At 61.6% G+C, this 23,792-nt stretch carries 21 protein-coding genes; 4 read left to right on the plus strand and 17 right to left on the minus strand.

Annotated features, from left to right (window positions below; all coding sequences use genetic code 11):
* The 5 genes from tssI to BM116_RS14035 form a co-directional block, all read right to left on the minus strand.
* Positions 1–736 (minus strand): type VI secretion system tip protein TssI/VgrG (gene tssI, locus BM116_RS14015; RefSeq protein ID WP_139222366.1); only part of this gene is annotated, 736 nt, incomplete at its 3' end.
* A 121-nt stretch (positions 737–857) separates the two neighbouring features.
* Positions 858–1,316, minus strand: coding sequence for a DUF3429 domain-containing protein (locus BM116_RS14020; protein WP_083729439.1), 459 nt, complete (start codon positions 1,314–1,316; stop codon positions 858–860).
* A gap of 70 nt (positions 1,317–1,386) precedes the next feature.
* Complete coding sequence (locus BM116_RS14025) at positions 1,387–3,399, minus strand: transglutaminase TgpA family protein (RefSeq protein ID WP_083729441.1); 2,013 nt, start codon at positions 3,397–3,399, stop codon at positions 1,387–1,389.
* Positions 3,396–4,370, minus strand: a complete 975-nt coding sequence (locus BM116_RS14030; protein ID WP_235846768.1) for a DUF58 domain-containing protein — start codon at positions 4,368–4,370, stop codon at positions 3,396–3,398. Before BM116_RS14030 ends, BM116_RS14025 begins: the two co-directional genes overlap by 4 nt.
* Positions 4,367–5,284 (minus strand): AAA family ATPase, encoded by a 918-nt coding sequence (locus tag BM116_RS14035; RefSeq protein WP_090475222.1) that lies wholly within the window; start codon positions 5,282–5,284, stop codon positions 4,367–4,369. The genes BM116_RS14030 and BM116_RS14035 overlap by 4 nt, the downstream gene beginning before the upstream one ends.
* Positions 5,285–5,403: 119 nt before the next feature.
* Here BM116_RS14035 and BM116_RS14040 point away from each other — a divergent pair, with 119 nt between their 5' ends.
* Positions 5,404–6,306, plus strand: coding sequence for an alpha/beta hydrolase (locus BM116_RS14040; protein ID WP_083725862.1), 903 nt, complete (start codon positions 5,404–5,406; stop codon positions 6,304–6,306).
* On the opposite strand, the gene BM116_RS14045 is transcribed toward BM116_RS14040, so the two are convergent.
* From BM116_RS14045 to BM116_RS14085, 9 genes are all read right to left on the minus strand, one after another.
* The gene (locus tag BM116_RS14045; protein ID WP_083725864.1) at positions 6,246–7,598 is read right to left on the minus strand and encodes a TAXI family TRAP transporter solute-binding subunit; all 1,353 of its coding nucleotides are present in this window, start codon (positions 7,596–7,598) and stop codon (positions 6,246–6,248) included. The genes BM116_RS14040 and BM116_RS14045 overlap by 61 nt on opposite strands.
* Positions 7,599–7,715: 117 nt before the next feature.
* The gene (locus BM116_RS14050; protein WP_083725866.1) at positions 7,716–8,198 is read right to left on the minus strand and encodes a CreA family protein; all 483 of its coding nucleotides are present in this window, start codon (positions 8,196–8,198) and stop codon (positions 7,716–7,718) included.
* Positions 8,199–8,363: 165 nt separating this feature from the next.
* The gene (ureG, locus tag BM116_RS14055) at positions 8,364–9,002 is read right to left on the minus strand and encodes an urease accessory protein UreG (protein ID WP_083725868.1); all 639 of its coding nucleotides are present in this window, start codon (positions 9,000–9,002) and stop codon (positions 8,364–8,366) included.
* 13 nt (positions 9,003–9,015) lie between these two features.
* On the minus strand, positions 9,016–9,705 hold the full coding sequence (locus BM116_RS14060; protein ID WP_235846769.1) for an urease accessory protein UreF: 690 nt from the start codon (positions 9,703–9,705) through the stop codon (positions 9,016–9,018).
* Positions 9,698–10,186 carry an urease accessory protein UreE gene (ureE, locus tag BM116_RS14065; RefSeq protein ID WP_083725872.1) on the minus strand — a complete coding sequence of 163 codons (489 nt, stop codon included), beginning with the start codon at positions 10,184–10,186 and terminating at the stop codon, positions 9,698–9,700. Before ureE ends, BM116_RS14060 begins: the two co-directional genes overlap by 8 nt.
* A 10-nt stretch (positions 10,187–10,196) precedes the next feature.
* Positions 10,197–11,897 carry an urease subunit alpha gene (ureC, locus tag BM116_RS14070; RefSeq protein ID WP_083725874.1) on the minus strand — a complete coding sequence of 567 codons (1,701 nt, stop codon included), beginning with the start codon at positions 11,895–11,897 and terminating at the stop codon, positions 10,197–10,199.
* Between the two features lie 21 nt (positions 11,898–11,918).
* Positions 11,919–12,224 (minus strand): urease subunit beta, encoded by a 306-nt coding sequence (locus BM116_RS14075; RefSeq protein WP_083725876.1) that lies wholly within the window; start codon positions 12,222–12,224, stop codon positions 11,919–11,921.
* A 10-nt stretch (positions 12,225–12,234) separates the two neighbouring features.
* Positions 12,235–12,537 (minus strand): urease subunit gamma, encoded by a 303-nt coding sequence (gene ureA / locus BM116_RS14080; RefSeq protein ID WP_083725878.1) that lies wholly within the window; start codon positions 12,535–12,537, stop codon positions 12,235–12,237.
* A 15-nt stretch (positions 12,538–12,552) separates the two neighbouring features.
* Positions 12,553–13,410 (minus strand): urease accessory protein UreD, encoded by an 858-nt coding sequence (locus BM116_RS14085; RefSeq protein WP_083725880.1) that lies wholly within the window; start codon positions 13,408–13,410, stop codon positions 12,553–12,555.
* Between the two features lie 286 nt (positions 13,411–13,696).
* Between BM116_RS14085 and rnk the strand changes: the two genes are divergently transcribed.
* A complete protein-coding gene (rnk, locus tag BM116_RS14090) occupies positions 13,697–14,104 on the plus strand; it encodes a nucleoside diphosphate kinase regulator (protein ID WP_083726024.1) in 408 nt (135 codons plus the stop codon).
* A gap of 32 nt (positions 14,105–14,136) precedes the next feature.
* On the opposite strand, the gene rmuC is transcribed toward rnk, so the two are convergent.
* Complete coding sequence (gene rmuC, locus BM116_RS14095) at positions 14,137–15,711, minus strand: DNA recombination protein RmuC (RefSeq protein ID WP_083725882.1); 1,575 nt, start codon at positions 15,709–15,711, stop codon at positions 14,137–14,139.
* A gap of 58 nt (positions 15,712–15,769) precedes the next feature.
* Positions 15,770–17,242 (minus strand): helicase HerA-like domain-containing protein, encoded by a 1,473-nt coding sequence (locus BM116_RS14100; RefSeq protein ID WP_083725884.1) that lies wholly within the window; start codon positions 17,240–17,242, stop codon positions 15,770–15,772.
* A gap of 244 nt (positions 17,243–17,486) precedes the next feature.
* Between BM116_RS14100 and BM116_RS14105 the strand changes: the two genes are divergently transcribed.
* Together BM116_RS14105 and BM116_RS14110 are read left to right on the plus strand one after the other, a co-directional pair.
* Complete coding sequence (locus tag BM116_RS14105; RefSeq protein WP_083725886.1) at positions 17,487–19,286, plus strand: DUF1302 domain-containing protein; 1,800 nt, start codon at positions 17,487–17,489, stop codon at positions 19,284–19,286.
* A gap of 27 nt (positions 19,287–19,313) precedes the next feature.
* The gene (locus BM116_RS14110; protein ID WP_083726026.1) at positions 19,314–20,678 is read left to right on the plus strand and encodes a DUF1329 domain-containing protein; all 1,365 of its coding nucleotides are present in this window, start codon (positions 19,314–19,316) and stop codon (positions 20,676–20,678) included.
* Between the two features lie 227 nt (positions 20,679–20,905).
* On the opposite strand, the gene BM116_RS14115 is transcribed toward BM116_RS14110, so the two are convergent.
* Complete coding sequence (locus BM116_RS14115; protein WP_083725888.1) at positions 20,906–23,611, minus strand: winged helix-turn-helix domain-containing protein; 2,706 nt, start codon at positions 23,609–23,611, stop codon at positions 20,906–20,908.
* Positions 23,612–23,792 lie beyond the last annotated feature (181 nt).

Raw genomic sequence — 23,792 nt, forward strand, 5'->3', positions numbered from 1 at the left:
CGCCGTCTTGCAATGTGGCGTCAGCCTCCAGCTGCAGGCGGGGTTTCAGAAAGTCGTAATCGCGGCGGGCCACACGGTCCGGGCGGGTAGCAGCAGTCAGGCTGAAGCGTTTGACTACAGGTTGATCGGCCACCAGACCGGTGCCCTGGCTGTAGCCGATCTCGGGCAGGCGCGGGTAGCAGGTCTGGTCATCGCCAAACACCAGGGTATGGCCGTCACGCTGGTGCTCAAAGTGAAAGTGCAGGCCCTCTTCCTCGCACAGGCGCTGGATAAAGTGCAGGTCGCTCTCATCGTACTGAGTGCAGTAGCGCCGCGTGGGCAACGGCGTATTGAGGCTGAAGCGGTAGGCGTCGCTGTGGATGCCGTGCTCCTGCAGTACGGCGGCGATAATCTCGGACGCCGTGCGGTGCTGGAAGATGCGCTGGTTGATGCGGTGCTGCAGGTAGCCCAACTGCGGCTGCAGACGCAGCTGATAGCGTGTCAGCCGGCAACCGGACTCACCCTGGGTGAGCTGATCGATAAAACCGTGAAAACCGCTACCGGCACCGGTATCCAGCCAGACTGGCAGGTGCAACAGGCTTGAGAGGTCAATATCTGGACGTTCGCTGACCAGCGTCAGCAGCACCGCATAGGGCTGGTTAAGCGCTTCATGGGCAGTGAACTCGAGTACCTTGAAATCGTGTTCGGCGCCGTCGATTTCGAGGCTGAAGTGCGCCTGGTTGGCGGGGGAGAACATCCGTTGTTCCTCGGCAGAGACAAATGCGAGAGCCGAGATTACGGATCGAGGGCGAGCTTGGCAGGTGATAATCCGGCAAAAGGCGATGCAGTGCGCATTTTGCCGCGCAATCGGCGCTTGGCTATTGCCAGGTAGCGAACCAGGCAATCAGCAACGAGCACACCGCCGTGATACTAAGCGGCCTGCGCAGGGCCGGGTACCAGACGGGGGCGACGCCGTGATCAACGGCCCAGAGGTCGGCAAAATACAGGGCGGCAAAGGCCAGCAGAATAACCGGCAAGCCCAAGTCATTAGGTAGCGCCAGGGCAAACCAGCCCAGCAGCGGCGGGATAACCGAAAGCCCCAGTTGCACCGGCGCCTTGTCACTGTTCTCTTCCGCGCGCATCGCCAGGCCCCAGTGGATTGCACCGAGAAACGCGAGCGTAATTGCCGCGTAACTCAGCAACTCCTCCAGTACGCGCTCGCGCCAGGCCTCAGGCGTCACCCACAGCCCCAATGCCCCGGAGACAAAAGGCACAAGGCCCGCCAAGCCCAGCGCAAAAGCGAGTTTGGGGGGCTGTGTCGCATTGAATGGATGCATGCAAACTCCGCTGCAAAGTTGTCCCGAGGTGAGTCTGATTATAGGGCGCTGCGGCGGCCAGGCAACAGCGCTAATCCAGGGCCTGGCTAGGCGCCGGCGGGCGCCGTCTGGGCAAGGATCGCAGCAGCGTCTGCAGCGCGGGCTGCAGTTGAGCCTGCGCCTCACCCGGCTGACGCTGCGCATAGCTCTGCTCTATAAAACGATCAAAAAAGCCGTCGATGGCCGCGCGCTGCTGCGGCAACGCCTGTCGCAGACGCGCCTGCCAATCCCGCGGCCCCTCACCGGCGCGTACGCCAAGACCCAGTTTGCCCAGGCGCTGATCCAACCGTTGCCAGGCCAGTTGCGCAGGCGAACCGGCCAGGCGCCGGGGCCGTAGCCAGATCAGTGCCTGCACCACCATGACCAGACCAACCAGCGACAGCACCACTACACCGATGCGCCGCCAGTCAGCGGTGCCCAACCAACGCTTGAACAGCGCCAGCTGCTCTTCGGACTGAAAATTGAGTACGCGCAGCTGCCACTGGTAATTGATGTCGTCCCAGGTCAGACGCAGGTTATTGACCCAACCGATATCGCGGTAGCGTGAGCCGGCCAACGGCGCGTCAGCCAGAAAACTGCCCTCCTCGCGCATGGCCTCTTCCAGCCCGCGCTCAATGCGGCTTGGAGCCACCTGAAAGGTCGGATCAAAGGATTGCCAGCCCTGCCCCGGCAGCCACGCTTCAATCCAGGCGTGGGCATCAAACTGATGGACCAACAGATAACCACCGCGGGGGTTCAGCTCGCCGCCCTGATAGCCGGTCACCACCCGGGCGGGAATGCCGGCGGCGCGGAGCACAAAGGTCATGGCGCCAGCATAGTGCTCGCAAAAGCCGCGCCGGGTATCAAACAGAAACTCATCATTGCTGTGCCTGCCCAGGGTGGGCGGACGCAAGGTGTAATGGTACGGCTGCTGGTTGAAATGCCGCAGCAATGCATTCACCAGCTCAGCGTCAGAGGCGTAGCGCTGGCGCAGCTCCTCGGCCCAGGCGCGGCTGCGCGGGTCACTGTCCTCTGGCAGTTGCAACAGGCGCTGACGCTCATCGTCCGGCAGGCCGTCGCGCTGACGCTGGACGTGCTCAAAGGCAGTAGCCGTATAGCCGAAGGTGCTGCTCAGCGGGCGCTTGGCACGCAGGGTATCGTCACCCATTGCACGTAGTTCAGGACTATCCGAGACACTCCCGGGCAAGCTGTAAAGCCAATTGCGGCCTGTGGGTTGTGCGACGACCTGGTACTCCAGCGCAGCGCCACTGCGCTCCACAGCCAGCGGCTGGCGCCCCTCCAGCAAACGGTCCTGCGACCACACCCTGCCATCAAAGCGGCTGAGGGTCATAGCGCGCCAGTAGAGCTTGCTGGGCGACGGGATATCCCCCTCAAAGCTCGCGCGGAACGCCAGTTCAGGGGACTGCGCCAAATTAGCGATATCCGCCGGCGCCATGGTGTCAGACAGCCCGGTGCGACTCTCGGCGCTGGGCAGGTTGATCGTCCACAGCGGCGCCAGCCGGGGAAAGAACAGAAACATCAGCAGCATCAACGGCAGCGCCTGCAGCAACATGGCTGCCGCGCTGCGCAGCGCGCGCCAAGGGTCATTGCGCTCAGGGCTTTGCTGCAGGCCGATCAGCGCCGCCACCAGCACCACGGCACCAACGCACTGATAGAGCGTCAGAGGAATACCCTGATCAAACAGAAAGGCTGTGGCCAGGATAAAGAAGCCCAGATAGATAACCACCAGCGCATCACGCGGGTTACGCATCTCCAAAAGCTTGAGCATGAACAGCAACAAAAGCAGCATCACGGTGGCGTCGAGGCCGATCAGCGTGCCCTGGGTGAAGAACACCGCAACCCCTGTCAGCAGCAACCCACCGGCCCGCAGGATGCGCCCGGGATACCCCCAGCGCATGCGCTGAATCTGCACGCGCCAGGCCGCACAACCAAGCCAGAGCACGGCTACCCACCAGGGCAGGCGCGGCAAATGCGGCAGCAGCACCACCACTTGGGCACCCAGCAGCCAGGCCAACGCATTACGCGGAATCAATGCCGTGCTCACGCTCGCGCCTCCAGCCCATAGAGTGCCAGCGCTCGCAGACAAACCTCGCGGTGGCTATCGCCCTGGGCCGGCTCGATACGTACACCCGGCAAGCTCAGGCCGTAAGGGCGCTGTTCACGCTCCATCTCCAGCACCCAGCCGGTCAGAACACCCAGACACTCATCCAGGTCGCGGCCGGAAGCGGCGGCCAGATCCAACCACAGGCTTTGCTGCTGTGGCTCGGCAAACACCTTGCTATGCAGCCCCTGACCGCGAGACCAGGCGCGCCAATCGAGGCGTCTGCGCGAGTCACCCGGGCGGTAGGCACGTAGCCCCTGAAAGTCGGCAACCCCTTCCTGCTGTGCAAGGGGCTGGTCGTCCTCCTCGCCATCAGGTGCCGCGCCTACCGGCAGCGGGGCACTGACCGGTTTGGGGTACACCAGTACCTGCCAGTCCAGATCAACCAAACTCCAGGCAACAAACCAGCCGAGCGGGTAACGGGTTTCAATGCGCAAACGCTCCAGCGCCAACCAGCCGCGGCGCTCGGTGGGGTGAAACAGCGTCAGCGCCTGCTCTCCACCCGCCGGTACGTCCACCGACACGGCATCCAGCCCGGGCCACCGCAATTTAAGCGCCTGGTGCTCGCGGCGCTCTGAGCGCAATGTCAGCCCCAGCGGCACCTGCTCACCGGCAAACACGGCGCGCCCGCCGGTGGCTCGCAGCTGCACGGCAGCCAGATTGCGATAGGTGTGGTGCAGGGCAACCCAAAACAGGCTTAGCAAGGTGAAGGTAAGCCCGTAAACCAGACTATTCTGGTAGTTGATGGCGCCGATCAGCATGATCAGCAGCAACAGCAAAAAGGCCATGCCGGCGCGACTGGGCAGGATAAATATCCGCCGATGGTCCAGCCGCAGAGAGCGGGCTGGCGGGATTCTGCGACGCAGCCAGCCCTGGTGCCAGCGCCGTGCCCTGGCGCGGATAGCGGCAGTCACACCGGCGAGACCTCGTTAAGCAGCCAGCGCGCCAGGCTGTCACCGCCATGCCCGGTCGGGTCGTTGGTTGCACGCAAGCGGTGGCTGACAACCGCGGGCAGCACCGCCTGCACGTCTTCAGGAATCACGTAATGGCGCTGCTCCAGCAAGGCCCAGGCCCGCGCAGCCGCCAGCAAGCCCAGGCTGGCGCGTGGAGACAAGCCCCAGGCGCAGCTATCGCTGTTACGGGTGTGGTTGACCAGGCGCAGAATGTAATCGACCAACGCCTCGCTGGCGGTCACCTGCGGCACCTGCGCCTGCAGCGCACGCAACTGCTCATGCCCCAATATCGGCTCAACCGCGTCCAGGCGAGTGCGGCGCTCGGCTCCCATCAGCAGATTCTTTTCAGCTGCCTCGCTCGGATAGCCAAGCGACAGACGCATGAGAAAACGGTCGAGCTGGGACTCAGGCAGCGCAAAGGTGCCGGACTGCGATACCGGGTTCTGCGTGGCAATCACAAAAAACGGATCGGGTAGCTGGCGAGTTGCACCGTCTACCGTTACCTGCCCCTCTTCCATGGCCTCCAGCAGTGCGCTCTGGCTTTTGGGTGTGGCGCGGTTGATCTCGTCAGCGAGAATCAACTCGGCAAAGATGGGCCCCGGATGAAAGACAAACTGGGCGCTGCTGCGATCAAACACCGAGGTGCCCAGGATATCGCCGGGCAGCAGGTCGCTGGTGAACTGAATACGCTGGTAGCTCATGCCCAGCACCCGGGCTAGCGCTTGCGACAGCGTGGTCTTGCCCATGCCCGGCAAATCCTCGATCAGCAAGTGCCCCTTGGCCAGAATGCATGCCAGTGCCAGCTTGATCGAATGGGACTTGCCCAGCAGTACCTTGTCTATCGCGTCCTGCGCCGCGCTTAACGCATCCTTCATGCTCACCTCTTCTCCGGGCTACCATGCCATGGTAGGTGCAAGCGCTCCTGCGCGAAAGACAAACGCAATAGCTTGTAACAGCCTATACGCTGCTCATCATGCGAATGTGAGGGGGTTCCATGCGGTTACTGCGCACTCTGTCGGTGCTGCTCACGATGTTGCTGGGCGGCTGCTCAGCCTTAGCACCGGTCAACTGGCTGGTGCCGAGCAGCGGCTACGACACCCTTGCAGGCCTCAGCTATGGTGAGCTGCCGCGCCAGCAACTGGACGTTTACCTGCCAGTAAAGTTGAAACCGGACGCCCCTGTGGTGGTGTTCTATTACGGTGGCAGTTGGCGCAACGGCGAGCGCGCTGACTATCGGTTTGTCGGGCAGGCGCTGGCCAGTCGCGGCGTGATCGCCGTGATCCCCGACTACCGACTCTACCCCGAGGTGCGTTATCCCGAGTTTCTGCGCGATAGCGCCAAGGCGCTGGCCTGGACGCAGGCACACCGAGGCGAATGGAGCAGCCCGAACGGCCCGCTGTTTGTCATGGGCCACAGCGCCGGCGCCTACAACGCGGCCATGCTCGCGCTGGATGAGCGCTGGCTGGCGCAGCAAAGCCTCTCTCCCGAGGTGATCAACGGCTGGATCGGCCTGGCCGGCCCCTATGATTTTCTGCCGATCATCAACCCCGACGTGCAGCCGGTTTTCTATCACCCGCAAACGCCGGTCGACTCGCAACCGCTAGTCCACGCTAGCGCAAAGAGTCCGCCAGCACTGCTGCTGGCCGGCGCAGACGACGACCTGGTTGACCCGCAGCGCAATACCGAGCAGTTAACCCAGGCGCTGCAAGCGCAGGACGTGAGCGTCCAGAGTGAGGTGCTGGCTGATCTCGGCCACATCAAGATCCTGCTCACCCTGGCCGCTCCCTTTCAGCATTGGGCGCCGGTGATCGAGCAGGTTACCTGCTTTGTTAGCGCTCAGGCCGGCGAAGGTTTCTCGCCGCCCTCTTCCTCGGCCTGCAGCGTCTCCAGCCGGTAAATCATGTAGCGCACGTGCAAGTGCAGGCTGTAGAGCTCGTGGGCATAGGAGAGCGGAACATCAACGTGGTTCAGCTCCGACTCCAGCGCTTTCAGCCCCTGTATCTGCTCGGCGTATTGCTGCTTGATCTTGCCGCTGTAGATCAGCTTGTCGATGCGCCGCAGGTGCTCGTACCAGCGATACACCCGAGCACGCACGCGCCAGCGATACAGCGGCCCCATGGTCTTGAGTAGCGGAAACATGATGGCGATAAAGGGAATGATCAGCACGACATAGCGATCAATCGCCGAGGCCACCTGAAACGGCAGGTAGCGCTGCAAAAAAGGCATCCCCTGGCGGTGGTAGTAGTCTGCCTCCTTGCTCAGCTCAAGCCCCATGGGCTCACCGGCCGGAAAACGCCCCGGTTTGTCGAGCAGGTTGCCCTCGCGCAACACCTTGCGCGCAGCTTCCAGCACCACCGCTGTCAGCGCCGGGTGAAAGTCCTGATTTCCTACCAGCGTGGCAACCGGTGACAACACCTTGGTGTCTTGCTGAGGCATGTTGGTTGCGATGTTCAGCAGCCCCGTGGGCACCTCCAATGCCTCCAGAAAGTGCAAGCGCGCAGCAAAGGCATCGGCTTGGGCGAGATTGACCAGGGAGATGTCCGGGTTAGCCGCCAGGCGCGTTACCAGCCGGTTGTCAGCGGGCAACACCAGAAAAGCCGCGTCGAGCTCACCGGCCAGGAGCGCGTCGGTCGCGGCAGAACTGCCCATCTTGCGCCACAGGCCGTTGTTGAGCAGATCCAGTCGCGAGCCATCCTGACGCTGTTCGAACAAGCCCCTGAGCACCGCCCAGGTGCCGCTGCCTTCACTACCCACCGCCACGCGTTTGTCCTGCAGATCCGACAGGCGGGTGATGTCCACACCCTGACGCTGAAACAGCCACAACGGCTCGTGATACAGCGCCGACAAGCCGATCAACTGGTTACGCTGTCCTGGCTCCAGCAGCAGCTCGGTGCCACTCTGGATCAGCCCAAGTTGTACCTCCCCTGAGCCATCGGTCAGACGCTGCAGGTTATCCAGCGACCCGCGGCTGGGGCGCAGCTGCAATTCCAGATCCTGGTTCGCCAACTCCCGCTGCATGGCCAGGCCAAAGCGGTGATAGCTGCCCCCTTCGCTACCTGTAGTCATGACCAGCACTCGAGGTGGCGCCGGGTCAAGAAAGCGAAACAACAACCACAGCACCAACAGCGCCAACGGGACAATCCACAAGTTAGTGCGAACAAAGAGCCCTATCTGCTTCAGGTTTTGCATCCTGCTACTCCAGAAACGATTCGTGCTGACAGTCTACCCCGCTTGGGCGCAAAGCACCGGCCAGACGCCAAAGAAGCGCCGACCAGCCTTCCTGGATCTGCTGCGGTTCGAGCTGCGCTATTCGACCACTACACCTGCTGAAGGAGCAGTCTGGTAGGCAGCCGTGCCCCACAGCGGCACGGTGGACAGGCTGTGTTTGAAGCTGCCGGTGGTTTCCTTGGTGGAGTAGGACAAATACATCAGCGTCTGGTGCTGCGGATCGTAAATGCGCCGCACCTTCATGGTCTTGAAGAAAATGCTCTTGGACTGCCTGAAGACAATCTCACCCGAGTCACTTTTATCAATCTGGGCAATCATCTGCGGCGTTATCTCGCCGGTCTGACGGCAGGAGATTGCGCTGTCGCTGGGGTCTGAAAAGCTGAGGTTTGCTTCAATAGAGGCGATATGGCAAGTCACACCAGGCACCTCGGGGTCTACCAGCGAGTGCAGCTTGATGTCCTTGAGAGTAAATACCCCGAGTGATACATCTCCGACCTCGTTGTTATCCGAACACCCCGCCAGCAGGCCGACCATAGCTGCCAGTACCAGTACTTTTTTCATTTTCACTCCGTTTCGCCATCCACACTGCATTCAGCCGCTAGTGTACGCGGCGCCTGCAGCCCGAGAGAAACGAGTTTCCCGAAAACGTGTCATGAGTCCGGCATAAAAAAGCGCTGATCCCCCGAAGCCCTTGGCACCGGAGCTGATCAGCGCTTTTAAAATAACTTACTGGCCGACTGCTTCGCTCGGCGGGGCCTTCAGCATGCCTTGGGCGGCGATGAACTCGATGATCTGCTCTACGCCCTGACCGCTCTTGAGGTTGGAGAATACAAACGGACGCTCGCCGCGCATCTTCTTGGCGTCGCGATCCATTACATCCAGATCGGCACCAACCAACGGGGCCAGGTCAGTCTTGTTGATGATCAGCAGGTCAGAACGGGTGATACCCGGGCCGCCCTTGCGTGGAATCTTGTCGCCGGCAGACACGTCGATCACGTAGAGGGTCAGGTCAGACAGCTCCGGGCTGAAGGTCGCAGCCAGGTTGTCACCGCCGCTCTCCACCAGCACCAGTTCCATGTCCGGAAAGCGCTCCTGCAGCTCGGCCACCGCGGCCAGGTTCATGGACGCGTCTTCGCGAATCGCGGTGTGCGGGCAGCCGCCGGTTTCTACCCCCAGAATGCGATCTTCCGGCAGCGCCTGATGGCGCAGCAGAAAATCGGCGTCTTCGCGGGTGTAGATGTCGTTGGTAATCACGCCCAGGTTGTAGTGCGGATACAGGCGCTCGCAAAGGGTGCGCACCAGTGCGGTCTTGCCGGACCCGACCGGTCCGCCGATGCCTACCCGCAGTGCAGGTCTGGAAGTCATGTGTCAGTGCTCCTTAAGATCGAAATAATCGGGTGTATTGATGTTCATGGCGGGCGCTGGCAAAGGCCAGGCCCGGTAATCCTGCGCCGAGATCATCGGCGGACAGTGTGGCGGCGGTATCCACCACCGCAGGCAAATCGGGCAGCATGCGATCCAGCAACCGCTGGGCGTCGGTCTGCCCGAGCGGAATCAGCTTGGTAGCGGCGCCGGTCTGGTTTTCCAGCCAGCTCCAGAGCGCACCCAGCGCCAGCGCGCGAGCGCCGGTCTGCCAATGCTGGCCGGCCATTGCCAGTGCGGTCATCAGCGCAATCGGCTCGCCCTGCGGCCATTCGATCGCCGCCGGCACCGCCAGCGACTTGAGCAGGCGCAGCAGCGCCCCACCCTGCTGGCTGTCTTCCAGATAAAGCTCAGCGGTTTCCCGGTTGGCCAGCAGCCAGTCATTCCAGGAAAACAGCGCGCCTTCGTCGTCGCGCTCCAGCGCGTCGTACTGGCGCAGCAGCAACGGAATATCCAGCTTCGCCAGCGAGTGACCGAGCAAACCGCCCAGCCAGTGGGCGGCACTGTCGATGTCACTCACCCAGTTCTGCTCAATGGCGTACTCCAGCCCTTGCGAGTAGGCGTAGGCACCAATCGGCAGCGCCGGGCTGGCCAGCTGCAGCACACGCAGCAGGGCGAGATCAGCGACCGGGCTCACCTCAGTCATGGGCATGCCCAGCGAGGCGCAGCAGCGGCGCGGCCGGCGTGGCTACGCTGTAGCTGTGGTTGTGATACGCGCCCTTCTCCGGGTTGAACGGCGCGGTGATCTGCTCGACCTCCAGCCCGAAGCCAACCAGCATGGCGTCCAGCACGTGATCGCACTGGTAGCGCAGTTCGGTGACGTGCACTTCCAGCGCCACGTGGCGGTTGCCCATGTGATAGGCAGCGCGGGCCAGTTTGAGGGTGTCGTCACAAACCACCCGCGAGAGTTTTTCCGGCGCGGCGGCGATCATCAGCACACTGCCATCGAGGCACTGCAGACGGTCGCCCTGCGCCAGCACGCGGCCACGCGGCAGAAACAGACCCACTTCATCACCGGCGACCGTCTTGGCGCGCAGGCGGCTGCGGGTGCGCAGTTCGTAGGTCAGCTCCAGTACGTGGTCATGGGGGCCAGACTCATCTTCCAGCCAGGCATGACATTCCAGCATCGTGCTCTCCTTAAAACAGGTAGTAACGCTGCGCCAATGGCAGCTCGTCAGCCGGCTCGCAGAGCAGCTCAACGCCGTCGGCCTTGACCACGTAGGTCTGCGGATCGACGCTGATGTCCGGCTGATAGTCGTTCAGTTTCATGTCGGCCTTGCTGATATTGCGAGTGTTGCGCACCGCTTCGAGGCGACGCTTGAGCCCCAGCTTTTCGGCAACGCCACCGTCAATCGCGGCCTGCGATACGAAGGTCAGGCAGGTGGTGTCCATACCCCGACCGAAGGCGCCAAACATCGGCCGGTAATGCACCGGTTGCGGCGTCGGGATGGAGGCATTCGGATCACCCATGGGCGCAGCCGCAATGGCCCCGCCCTTGAGAATCAGGCTCGGCTTGGTGCCGAAGAAGGCAGGCTTCCACAGCACCAGATCCGCCAGCTTGCCGACCTCAATCGAGCCGACCACATGACCGACGCCCATGGTGATGGCCGGGTTGATGGTGTACTTGGCGATATAGCGTTTGACCCGCGCGTTGTCAGACCAGTCGTCGTCCCCTTCCAGCGGGCCGCGCTGCACTTTCATCTTGTGCGCGGTTTGCCAGGTACGGGTAATTACCTCACCGACGCGGCCCATGGCCTGGGAGTCGGAGGAGATCATGCAGAAGGCGCCCAGGTCATGCAGGATGTCTTCGGCGGCGATGGTCTCGCGGCGAATGCGAGAATCGGCAAAGGCCACATCTTCGGCGATGGCCGGATCAAGGTGGTGGCAGACCATCAGCATGTCGAGGTGCTCGTCGACCGTGTTGATGGTGTAGGGCCGCGTCGGGTTGGTCGAGGACGGCAGCACGTTGGATTCGCCGCAGGCCTTGATGATGTCCGGCGCGTGACCGCCACCAGCGCCTTCGGTGTGGTAGGTGTGAATCACCCGGCCGTTGATGGCCGCCAGGGTGTCTTCCACAAAACCGGATTCGTTCAACGTGTCAGTGTGGATCGCCACCTGCACGTCAAAGGCATCGGCCACGCTCAGACAGCAGTCGATCGCCGCCGGGGTGGTACCCCAGTCTTCGTGTAGCTTCATGCCCATGGCACCGGCCTGGATCTGCTCTTCCAACGGGTCCGGCAGGCTGGCGTTGCCCTTACCGAGAAAACCCAGGTTCATCGGGAAGCATTCGGCCGACTGCAGCATCTTGCCGATGTGCCAGGCACCGGGCGTACAGGTGGTTGCGTTGGTGCCGGTGGCCGGGCCGGTGCCACCACCAATCATGGTGGTGACGCCCGACATCAGCGCCTCATCAATCTGCTGCGGGCAGATGAAGTGAATGTGCGCATCGATACCACCAGCGGTGAGGATCATGCCCTCACCGGCGATGACTTCTGTACTCGGGCCAACGATGATATCGATACCGGGCTGAATGTCCGGGTTGCCCGCCTTGCCGATGGCCTGGATGTTGCCATCCTTGATCGCCACATCGGCCTTGATCACGCCCCACCAATCCACAATCAGGGCGTTGGTGATGACGGTATCCGGCGTCTCGGCGCGGGTGCGCTGGCTTTGGCCCATGCCATCACGGATGACCTTGCCACCACCGAACTTCACTTCTTCACCGTAGCGGGTCAGATCCTTCTCGACGCTGATCCACAACTCGGTATCACCGAGGCGGACGCGGTCGCCGGTGGTCGGGCCGTACATTTCCGCATAGGCCTGTCTGCTGATTTCCATTGCTCGCTTCTCCCAATCTGTTCAGAGACTGCCCATGACGTCGCCACGGAAGCCATAGACCTTGCGCTCACCCGCCAGCGCAACCAGTTCTACCTCGCGGCTCTGGCCCGGCTCGAAGCGCACCGCGGTACCGGCAGCGATGTTGAGACGAAAGCCGCGTGCCGCGTCGCGATCAAACTGCAGCGCCGGGTTGGTCTCGGCAAAGTGATAGTGGGAGCCAACCTGCACCGGGCGGTCGCCCGCGTTGGCAACGCTGATCACCAGCGTTTCGCGGCCTTCGTTCAGTTGCAACACGCCGGGGCGGGTCTGCACTTCTCCTGGAATCATGTTGGGCTCCTCACGGAATCGGGTTGTGAACGGTGACCAGCTTGGTGCCGTCCGGGAAAGTGGCTTCGATCTGCACCTCGGCCAGCAGCTCCGGTACGCCTGGCATGACCTGCTCGCGGGTCAGCAGCGTGCGGCCATAACTCATCATGTCGGCCACACTGCGGCCGTCACGTGCGCCTTCCATGATGGCGGCGCTGATATAGGCCATCGACTCGGGGTAGTTCAGCTTGACGCCACGGGCCAGCCGGCGCTCGGCCAGCAGCGCAGCGGTGAACAGCAGCAGCTTGTCTTTCTCGCGGGGTGTCAGCTCCATGAAGAGGGCTCCGTCTCAAGTGTTCCAGATGCGTGGTGCACAGGGTTCACGGCCGTTGATCAACGGTCGCAGCTGCCGCCACAAACGAATAAAGGTGTTGCGTGCATGCTCGGCATGCACACCCAGATAACGGCCAATCAGCAGCCCGTTACGCTGAGTCAGCGCCAGCTCGGGGCAGTCGGTCAGGCTCTCGCGCAGGTCATCCATCTGCTGTCGGTCCAGCTGCACGGTCGCCAGCCAGGTGCCACTGACGCCACAGCCGCCAAGGCCCCAGCGCGCTTCGAGCAACGGATCGCCGCCGACAAACTGGTTACGTTCAATGTAGATCGGGCGGCCATCGCGCCAGACGTCGAGGCGCTGGTCTACCTGACCATAGCTGAAGCCCTCTCCGGCTGCCGGGCGCCCCAAGCAAAGCAGGTCCCAGGCAACGCAGCGGGCGTCTGCCGCCAGATCGATACGGGTAATCATGCGGGCATTGCAGCCCTCAAAGGCGATGGTGTCCTGCGGGAGGTATTCCAGGCTGCTGCCTTGCGCCAGCGAAAAACGGTTGTGCTGCACCTGCAGCGTGCCGTTGTCGCGAGCGCGGTAAAACTTGCCGGAGGACGGCGTGGTTAGCACCGCGCAGGCATCCTGCTGCATGTCGGCCTGCAGACGCAGATTATCGCCACTGACCATGCCGCCGGGCGGGTGAAGAATATACAGGTGCGGACAGCCCACCCCTTCCGGAGTAAACGGGCGCTGCACGCGCAGCGGGCCGCGGTGACTGGTATGAGCGAGCTGGGTGCGCGCGCCAGAGCGAGCAAAACCAAGCCGTAGCCCTGCCTGCCAGTTTAGTGCGCTGTCGAGCTGCTCAAGGTGCCAGGCGTGTGTCATGCGTACTCGTTTCCAGCCAATAAACGCCGATTATAGAGCAAGTGCCATGCCACTTGAGTGCTCCCGAATTCCGGGAGACGCACGAGGACAGCGCACAGAACAATGCACCAAATTAACGCATTGACCATTTGGACAGCTTTGTATTGCACCGCATTGGCGCACAATTAGACACACTCCCTACCTTGTAAGTAAACGCCAATCTGGTAGGGTCGGGAGGTCGGTGTTCTGCCGACGTTTTCCTATTTATTTTTTACCCAACTCTGCTCAAGGAGTAATGCCGTTCGCCATGAACAAATCCCCTGCAATCGTCATGACACGTCTGGACATTCAACGTCTGGAAAAGGTAATGGCTGACATACCAGCCCCTCTGGAAATGCTCGAAGCGCTGGAAGACGAGATGCTGCGCGCACGGGTCATCGGCCACAAGCAAATTGCCAGCGACGTGGTCACGATGAACTCAACGGTGAGGTTTGTCGATGAAGCCAGTGATCGGGAGTTCGTGCTGACCCTGGTCTACCCGGATCAGGCGGGCCGCCCCGGCACCATTTCCGTGCTGGCGCCGGTGGGTATGGCATTGATCGGGTTAAAGGTCGGCCAGAGCATCAACTGGCAGGGCCCGGCCGGGCGTCCGCTGCGGCTGAAAATCATTGATGTGCTCTATCAGCCGGAAGCCAACGGTGACTTTCACCTCTAATTGATTGCCCCTGCGCGGGGCAATGCACCGTATCAGGGCGTTTCTTCGCTGCGCTCGTGTGACAACTCGAGCGCAGCGCGGTCAGTCCACTCCTCGCTGAGTTCTGCCTTGACCGAGACACCCAGCTCCTTGAACTCGTTAACCTGCTTGACCAGATTCCCGCGCCCATCGACCAGTTGATCCCGCGCCTTGCGATACGCCTGTGAGGCTTTTTCCAGGCTGCCCTCGATGCCATCCATGCTCGCCAGGAACGTACGCAGCTTGTCGTGAATCTTGCCCGCCCGCTCGGCCAGCTCGGCGGTATGGCGGTTCTGGTCTTCAAAGCGCCAGAGCTGACGCACGATGTTCAGACTGGTGAGCAGCGTGGTCGGGGTAGCCACCAGCACGTTCTGCTCAATCGCCTTTTGGAACAGCCCTTCGTCAGCCTTCAGCGCCTCGACAAAGGCTGACTCGATGGGGATAAACATGAACACCATTTCAGGTGCATTGAGCCCCGGCAGCTCGAAGTAGTTACGATCCGACAACTCACGAATGCGGTCGCTGACCGACTGCACGTGCTCGCTCAAAGCGATGCGCCGTTCGGCTTCATCTTCGCTGTTGATGTAGCGGGTGTAGGCGTTGAGCGACACCTTGGCGTCGATGATCAGGTGTTTATCCTGCGGCAGGTAGACCAGCACGTCCGGGCGCTGACGTTTGCCCTCGGCGTTGTTGATGCTGACCTCGCGCTGGAAGTCCTTGCCCGCCCGCAAACCCGATCGTTCCAGCACGTTCTCCAGAATCAGCTCACCCCAGTTACCCTGCGTCTTCTTCTGGCCACGCAGCGCGGTACTCAGGTCATGGGCTTCCTGGGTGATTTGGCGGTTCAGCTCTTTCAGGTGATTCAGCTCAGCCGACAGCGTGGCCTGCTGCTGGGTGTCCTTGTGGTGAATGTCTTCGACCTTGGCGCGGAACTGCTCAATCTGTTCGCGGAACGGTTTGAGCAGCGCGTTGAGCGACTCCTGACTGGTCTGCGAAAACGCCTGCCCCTTGGACTCGAATATCTTGCCAGCCAGCTGCTCAAACTCCATCTTCAGCTGATCGCGGCTGTCCTTGAGCAGTTGCTGCTGTTCAGCAAAGTGCTGCTGGCGTTGCTCCAGCGAGCTCTCCAGGGTGGAGTGGCGCACCTTGAGTTCTTCATATTCGTGCTGCACGGCATCCAAACGCCCCTGCAGCCGCTGACGCTCGCTGCGCAGCTCATCCAGCTGCCGCCCCTGCTCTGTTCCCAGCGTTTGCGCGCGCTCGGCCTGCAGTTGCCAATACTGTTGTTGAGCCTGCTGCTCGCTGAGCCGGGATTGCAGGTTTTGCTGCTGTTCGCGCAACTCGGCCAATGACTCTTGCAAATGCTCGATACGGGTCAGCTGCGCAGCACGCTCACTGCCCTGCTGATGCAGTTCCAGTTGCGCTTGCTGCGCCACCATCTGCGCCTCGCTCTGTTTCAGCTGAGCCTCGGACAGCTGCTCCTGCAAAGCGGCGCTGCGGCGCATCAGCAGCCAGGCAGTGAGCCCCCAGCCAGCCAGCAGGGCAAGTGAAATCAGTGGCAACAACAGAGTCAGATCAAGCGCGGGCATTCAGTTCTCCTTTAACAGCGGCCATTATCCCTGTGCTCGCGGTCGAATGTAACCGCCCTCAGCGACTGCGCAGCGAACCCAGCAACCCGCGGACGATCTGCCGACCAAGCTGCGTGCCAATAGAACGCATGGCACTGCGGCCAAAAGACGTGATCATGTCCGTCAACTCATCAGCCATGCTCTTTTCCTTGCGCGCTCGTCCGCTGCCCTGCGTGCGCGTCTGCGGCTTTTCTTCAGACAACGAGCGTTCGGCCTGCTTCTGCAGCAGCTCGTAGGCGGACTCACGGTCGACCGCTTCGTCATACACGCCCTTGAGTGGCGATGCGGCAATCATCGCAGCGCGCTCCGCATCAGTGAGCGGCCCCATCTGGCTGTCCGGCGGCCGCACCCAAATCTGCTGCACAATGGACGGCGAGCCCTTCTCGTCCAGCACCGACACCAGCGCCTCACCCACGCCCAGCGCGGTAATCACTGCTTCCGTATCCAGTGCAGGGTTGGCGCGGAAGGTCTGCGCTGCTGCACGCACGGCCTTTTGATCACGCGGGGTAAAAGCGCGCAGCGCGTGCTGAACCCGGTTGCCGAGCTGCGCCAGCACGGTGTCGGGCAAGTCCAACGGGCTTTGCGTGACAAAGTAAACACCCACGCCTTTGGAACGAATCAGCCGCACGACCTGTTCAATCCGGTCGAGCAACGCTTTGGGCGTGTCGTTGAACAGCAGGTGCGCTTCATCAAAGAACAGGACGAAGCGCGGTTTGTCCGCATCCCCCACTTCGGGCAGTTGCTCAAATAGTTCGGACAACAACCAAAGCAAGATGCAGGCGTAGCCCAGCGGGCTTTCCCGGTACAGGCGTTCGGCATGCAGGATGTTGACCACGCCCTGGCCGTGTTCATCCACCTGCAAAAAATCATCCAGCGAGACGGCAGGCTCACCAAAGAGCTGCTCACCGCCTTGCTGCTCTAGGCGCAGCAAGGAGCGCTGAATAGCACCGACACTGGCCGGCGAGATGTTGCCGTAGCGCGGGCCAAGCTCAGCACGCTGCTCGTGTACATGATTGAGCATCGCGCGCAGGTCTTTCATATCGAGCAGCAGCCAACCCTGATCGTCGGCAACGCGAAACAGAATGTCGACGATCCCGCTCTGGGTTTCGTTCAGCCCCAGCAGGCGCGACAACAGCTGCGGACCCAGCTCGGAAATGGTCAGGCGCAGCGGGTGCCCTTTCTCGCCGTACACATCCCAAAACACCGCCGGCGCGCCTTTGGGCTCAAGCGCTTCTATGCCCACCCGTTGGGCGCGCTGCTGCAACTTTTCAGACACCACGCCCGGTTTGGCGATCCCGGAAAAGTCGCCCTTGATGTCCGGCACCAGCACGGGCACACCCTGCTGGGAGAAGGCCTGCGCCAGCACCTGCAGGGTGATGGTCTTGCCGGTGCCGGTGGCCCCGGCAATCAGACCATGTCGATTGGCCATACGGGGTTGAATCGCAACAGCGGCAGTGGCGTTGGCGCCAATAAACAACGGGGAAATGGTCATCTGCACCTCTCCTTGAGACCGGGGCTCGTACTCCGTTCGCATTATGTACCAGGGCGCTCACGACGCAAGCACGGCGGGCTTTCAGCTGACTGCACAGTCATTCTCGCGCTCCCCCATTAGGGGGGGATAAACCACCCAGTCATCCGCTTAGAGTCGATCACAGCGATGTTTGATGGACGGCCAGCGCCTGCTGTCAGCCCGCGAGGTTCCTCAATAACAACAAGCGCTCGACGCGAGGACAGACATGAAAAGCATAAAAACAAAAACCAACGTGCAAAGCAGCCTCAAGCCCATGGTCGTCGCCATCGCCATGGCCGCCGCCCTGCCCGCCCACGCCGTACGGTTTGATATTGGCGAGGTCGAGGGGCAATTCGACTCCAGCATTTCAATAGGCTCAAGCTGGGCTACTGCCAGCCCGGACAAAGACTTCATCTGGGCAAACAGCGGCGGGAACGCTAACGCGGCCAACACAGACGACAATAGACTCAACTTCGACAAGGGTGACGCCTTCTCGACCATCTTCAAGGGTATCCATGACCTCTCGCTGCAATACGGCAGCACTGGGGTTTTCCTGCGCGGCAAGTATTGGTACGACTTTGAGCTCAAAGACGGCCACCAAGACCTGTACGACATCAGCGATGACAACCGAAAAACCGCCGCGAAAGGGTCGGGTGTCCAGCTGCTTGATGCCTTCCTATATCACAACTACTCAATTGGCGACATGCCGGGCTCAGTGCGCATCGGCAAGCAGGTAGTGAGCTGGGGTGAAAGCACCTTTATCCAGAACGGCATCAACAGCATCAACCCGATTGACGTAGCTGCTTTCCGCCGTCCAGGTGCCGAAATCAAGGAAGGCCTGATTCCGGTCAACATGCTCTATCTGTCCCAGAGTCTGACAGACAATCTGGGTATGGAAGCCTTCTACCAGCTGGAGTGGGATCAAACCGTTATCGACAACTGCGGCACCTTCTTCTCACCGAGCGACACCCTGGCTGACGGCTGCTATCAGGTCGGCGTTGGTGGCAGTCAAAACGGTGCCAACGGAGACCCGACGTTCGTCTACGTGCCACGCGCTGGAGATGTGGATGCCAAAGACGAGGGTCAGTTTGGCGTCTCCTTTCGTTACTACGCCGAGCAACTGCATCAGACCGAATTCGGTCTGTATTTCATGAACATTCACAGTCGTCTACCAACCTACAACACCATTTCAGGTGGCGGTCAGACGGTGATCGGAGCAGAACCGAATTCTCAGACCGGGCAAGTTGATGTGGCTCTATTGGGCAACTACTTTCTCGCCTATCCCGAGGACATTCGCATCTATGGCATGAGCTTCCAGACCAACCTGGGCGGCACCGCCTTGTCCGGTGAGGTCAGCTACCGCCCTAACCAGCCAGTACAGATCAGCTCAAACGACCTGACCGGCGCCGCGCTGGGCAACAGCGCCACACCACTCACCACCAGCGGTCATGTACCAGGCGCGGTTCTTGGGGTACCGATTCCGGCCGGCACTGTCATTCAAGGGTACAAGCGCCTGCCAGTTACCCAGGCTCAGGTGACCGCTATCCGTATCTTCGACAACGTCTGGGGTGCGCGCAGCATGACGGTCATTGGTGAGGTCGGGTACAACCACGTCAGTGGTATCAAGAAAGGTATTAACGAGCTTCGCTACGGACGCGACTCGCTCTACGGCTCCGGACCACTTGCGGTGCCCGGTGTGTGCGAGGGCCTGAACGCTGCCGATCCGTCCGAGTGTACCTATGACGGCTTCTACACCAGCAGCTCATGGGGTTACCGCGCACTGGTCAACATGGAGTACGACGGCTTCGCAGGCATTGCACTCAAACCCAGCTTCGCGTTCTCCCACGACGTAGATGGTACCGGGCCGAATTTCGTCGAAGGTTCGATGGCTGCCAGTGTCGGCCTGACCGGCGTGTACAACAACAAGTACAACGCCAGCATCAACTACACCAACTTCTTCGGTGGCGATTACAACCCCAACACCGACCGTGACTTCGTCGCCCTCAGCGTCGGCGTTAACTTCTAATAAGAAACGGAGCAAGCGATGAAAATAATGAAAAAACGATCCCTGCACCTGCTTGGCGGTGCCCTGCTCAGCACCCTGGCGCTGTCGGTCAGCGCTGCCGTCTCCCCCGAGGAGGCCGCCAAACTACAAACCACCCTGACGCCCATGGGCGCAGAGCGCGCTGGCAACGCCAGCGGCACCATTCCGGAATGGACCGGTGGCATGGCTACCGACGCTGCAGCCGTTGACGGCGATGGCTTCTTTGCCGACCCCTTTGCCGGCGAGCAGCCGCTGTACACCGTGACAGCGGCCAATATGGATCAGTACGCCGAGCTGCTGACCGCAGGGCAGAAGGCCATGATGCAGCGCTATCCGGACACCTACAAACTGCGTGTATTCCAGAGCAACCGCAGCGCCACCGTACCCCAGGAGGTGTTCGATGCCGTAGCGCGCAACGCGGTCAACACCCGCCTGGCCGAAGGGGGCAACGGCCTGGAGAATTTTGATACCGCCTACCCCTTCCCCATCCCGCAGAGCGGCGTTGAAGTTATCTGGAACCATATCACCCGCTACCGCGGCGGCAGCTTCGAGCGAGTGATTGCCCAGGCCACACCGCAGGCCAACGGCTCCAACACCATGGTCATCCTGCAGGACGCCTTCAGCTTTGCCACCGCGCTGACCGATTACGGCCCGAAGATTTCCGACAACCTGATGTTCTATTTCACCCAGCGTATCCTGTCACCATCGCGTCTGGCCGGTGACGTGCTGCTGGTGCACGAGAACATCAACCAGTTCAAGGAGCCACGTGCCGCCTGGATGTATAACGCGGGCCAGCGCCGCGTACGCCGCGCCCCGCAGGTTGCCTATGACGGCCCGGCGTTCAGTGCCGACGGCACCCGCGTGTCGGATAACTACGATTTGTACAACGGCTCACCTGACCGCTACGACTGGAAACTGGTCGGCAAACGCGAGCTGCTGATCCCGTATAACAACTTCGCCATCGCCTCGCGTGAGCTGAAGTACGATGACATCATCCAGCAGGGCCACATCAATCAGGATCTGGTGCGCTACGAAGTGCATCGCGTGTGGGAGGTGGAAGCCACGCTCAAGGAAGGTCAGCGGCATGTTTATGCCAAGCGCCACTTCTTTATCGATGAAGACAACTGGCAAGCCGGCGAAATTGACCACTACGATGGCCGTGGCGGCCTGTGGCGGGTGGCCGAGGCGATTGCCCTTCAGCGCTTTGACCTCAAGATCCCGGGCTACGCACTGGAAACCCTGTACGACCTGCAGAACGGCCGCTACATGGCGCTGGGCATGACCAACGAAGAACGCAAGAACTACGACTTCAGCTTTGAAGCCTCCTCAGCGGACTTTACCCCGAACGCGCTGCGCGCCGCCGGTATCCGCTAACCCCCTGCGCTCCCCCTGCCGTTTCCGCTGCTCCGGGCGGCACGGGGGAGCCTTCTTTCTAGCGGCAAGCTGCAAGCTTCAAGCGGCAAGCCGATCTCCGCCACTCCCCCGCCCTGCTTTTGGTCTTGGCTTTTGGTCTTGAATTTTGGTCTTGGCTTTTGCTTTTCGCTTGAAGCTTGCGGCTTGCGGCTTGCGGCTTGAAGCTCGCGGCTTGCGGCCGCAAGCCGCTACGCCTGCTGCAACATCACCGCGGCCTGTGCACGGTTATCGACCTTGAGCTTGGCGAAGATGCTTTTCATATGCGATTTGATGGTCTCGGGAGTTACGCTCAGGTCGCGGGCAATCTGCTTGTTCGACTTGCCCTCCGCCACCAGCTGCACAACCTGGCGCTCCTTGACCGTGAGCGCCAGCAGCGCCTCACTGCAGTGCTCGCCCTGTGTCGCAGCATCAATGCCCAGCAGGTTGGCGGCCCGCTGCTGCAGCGTCGGCGGGCACAAACGCGCCAGCAGCGCGCAGGTATCCTGGGTTGGCAGGTCGGTCAGCAGGCTGGTAGCGCCGCTGCGCTCCAGCAAATCCAGCACTGACGAGAGCAACGTAAGCGCCGCGCTGGCGCCTTGTTCGCGGCTGAGCAGCAAGCCGGTGACGGCTCCCAGCTCAAGGTAATGAAGCCAGATGCCCGACGCTTTCAGGCGCTCCAGCAGCGTGGACGCCTGCTCCAGCAGATCCGGCTCGCAGGTGTCCTCATCCAGCGCCAACCAGAGGCGCGCGAGCAGCGCAAAGTACTCGCGGTCGACCCACTGATCCGGCCATTCCAGGCTGGCGAGTTGCTGCAACAAGTTGCAGCACACCTGAGCCTCGCGCGGCTTGCGCTCCAACAGGTGCAAACGCACCCGCTCAAGCAGCGCACGCGCCTGCAGGCGCGGCCAATCCCGCGCCAGCGCAAGCGACTCCAGATCATCCAGCAGGCGCCGGGCCTGAGCAAAACGTCCCTGCTGCGCCAGCAGGCGCACCTGTGCGGTGTAGGCCAGCGCCGTGCATTCGATAAAGCTGCCCGTTTTGATGTAGGGCAGGCACTCCTGCAACAGGTTTTCTGCCTCGGCATAATCACCAAGCAGGTAATGCCCAAACGCGCCCAGGCCTTTAGGTAACGCCGTCAAAACCGGGTTAGGCCGGCGCAAGTCAGCAGCGCGCTGGTTATCCGCCTGCTCCAGCAGCTCATCCAGCGCTGCGATTCCCTGCACGATACGGCCCTGATACATCTCGGCCAGGCCATACAGTGACTGGCGATAGCATTCATGCAGGAAGTAACCGCGATTGCCCTGACTACGGCGCTGGGTGGGCGGCAAGGCGTACAGCTGATCCCACTCGCACGCGCGCATGTGCGCGCCACAAATTACATTGAGCAAAACGTGCGCCGCCCACTGGGTGCAACAGCCTGACTCCACGCACTTGCGGGCCAGCGGCGCCGCCAGGGCATAGCGATCATCCAGCGCCCAGAGCATGGCCTTGATGGCCTGCACTTCCCAATAGATAGCGCTGGACTCTTCGCCAGCGCCCTGCTGCTCGATTTCCGCCTCCAGCTCCCGGGTCAGCCGCATTGCTGGCCCGTGCTCCAGCGCAAGGCCCATAGCCCAGGCGCGGGTGACTTTGAGCGGCAGCGGGCTGTCGCTCGCCTGCATCTGCCAGCGCTTTTCCAGCACAACCAGGGTGCTGAAATCACCCTGTTCGATGAGTGTGGTGGCGCAATCCTGAATCCATTCACGCAGCTGTGCGACATCACCACTGTCCATGCCCAGCCTGATGGCATCAAACCAGAGTTGTCGCTCGGCAAACCAGCACGCGGCCTGCAGCATCAGCTCGCGTGCCGCCGCCTCGTCATGTCGCAGGCAGGCAGTGCGCAAATGCTCACGGAACAGCGGATGCAGACTGAACCAAGTATCGTGATCATCCAGCACATTGATGAACAGCTGGCGTCGGCGCATGAGCAGCAGCAACTCATCGGCCTGCGCTTCGCCGAACAGCACCTGCAGCAAGCCGGCGCTGAACTTGTCGAGCACGCCAACCGCACACAGACAGCGCGCCAAGCGCTCAGGCAACTGGGCCAGAATGTCATCGAACAGGTGGGTGATGCTGCGTGGCAAATGGCGCCCGGTGCCCTGCGCGGGGGTCAGCAGATAGGCCCGCAGGGCCGCGATCCAGCCGTCTGATGCCTGTTGGATGATACAGATATCGCCGCCAAACTCCGGCTGAACACCGCCCTTGCGAAACAGGGCTCGGGTTTCCTCCAGCTCAAAGCGCAGCATGGCGCTGCCGATCTCCAGGCGGTCGTCTGCATACAGGTGCTCGACAATCGCCTCCGGCAGATCCTTGCGCCCCACCAGCACGAGGTGCACGTGCTCAGGCGCGCGCTGCACAAATACGCGCAGCGCCTCCACCAGCACCGCGTCGTCTATGCAGTGGTAGTCATCCAGGAACAGGGTCAATGGCACCGGCTGCCTGGCAAGCTCATCAATCAGCAGACAGCTGAGCGCTTCGGCGCTGAAAAAACCGAGCTCGGCACCCAGATCAAGGCAGCGCCGTCCCACCTCCGGCAAGACTTTATTGATTGCCGCGCAGATGTAGTACAGCAGCCGCTGGGCGCTGTCATCCTCGGCGTCCAGCGACAGCCAGGCGACAGTCTGCCCCAACGCACTCAGGCGCTCTGCCCAGATGGTTGCGAGGGTTGTTTTGCCAAATCCGGGGGGCGCCTCCAGCACCGCGAGGCGACGCTCCAGCAACTGGTCTGCGTAGTGTTCAAGGCGGGGCCGGGGCAGAATGCCTCGACCACGGCGTGGGGGGGATATCTTGGTGGCCAACAGCAAAGGCAGTTCGTTCCCCCAGTTCTGCCCGGGGGCGGATTGCGGCGCAATCCAGGCTACGCGATTCCTGTTCATGAAGTCAGTCCATGCCGAGCACGGGCTGCCTGAGGCAGCCTTTTTATTGTTATTCGCACCAACAACCCTAGCAGGGGATTGGCAAAGCGCCTAGCAGGAACACCGGGCAATCCGGGGGGTGACCTGCCAGCACGGTCACCCCATCATACGAACGCCCTTGTTTAGAGTAAATACTCAATTA

Source organism: Halopseudomonas pachastrellae (assembly GCF_900114765.1).
Taxonomy (GTDB): domain Bacteria; phylum Pseudomonadota; class Gammaproteobacteria; order Pseudomonadales; family Pseudomonadaceae; genus Halopseudomonas; species Halopseudomonas pachastrellae.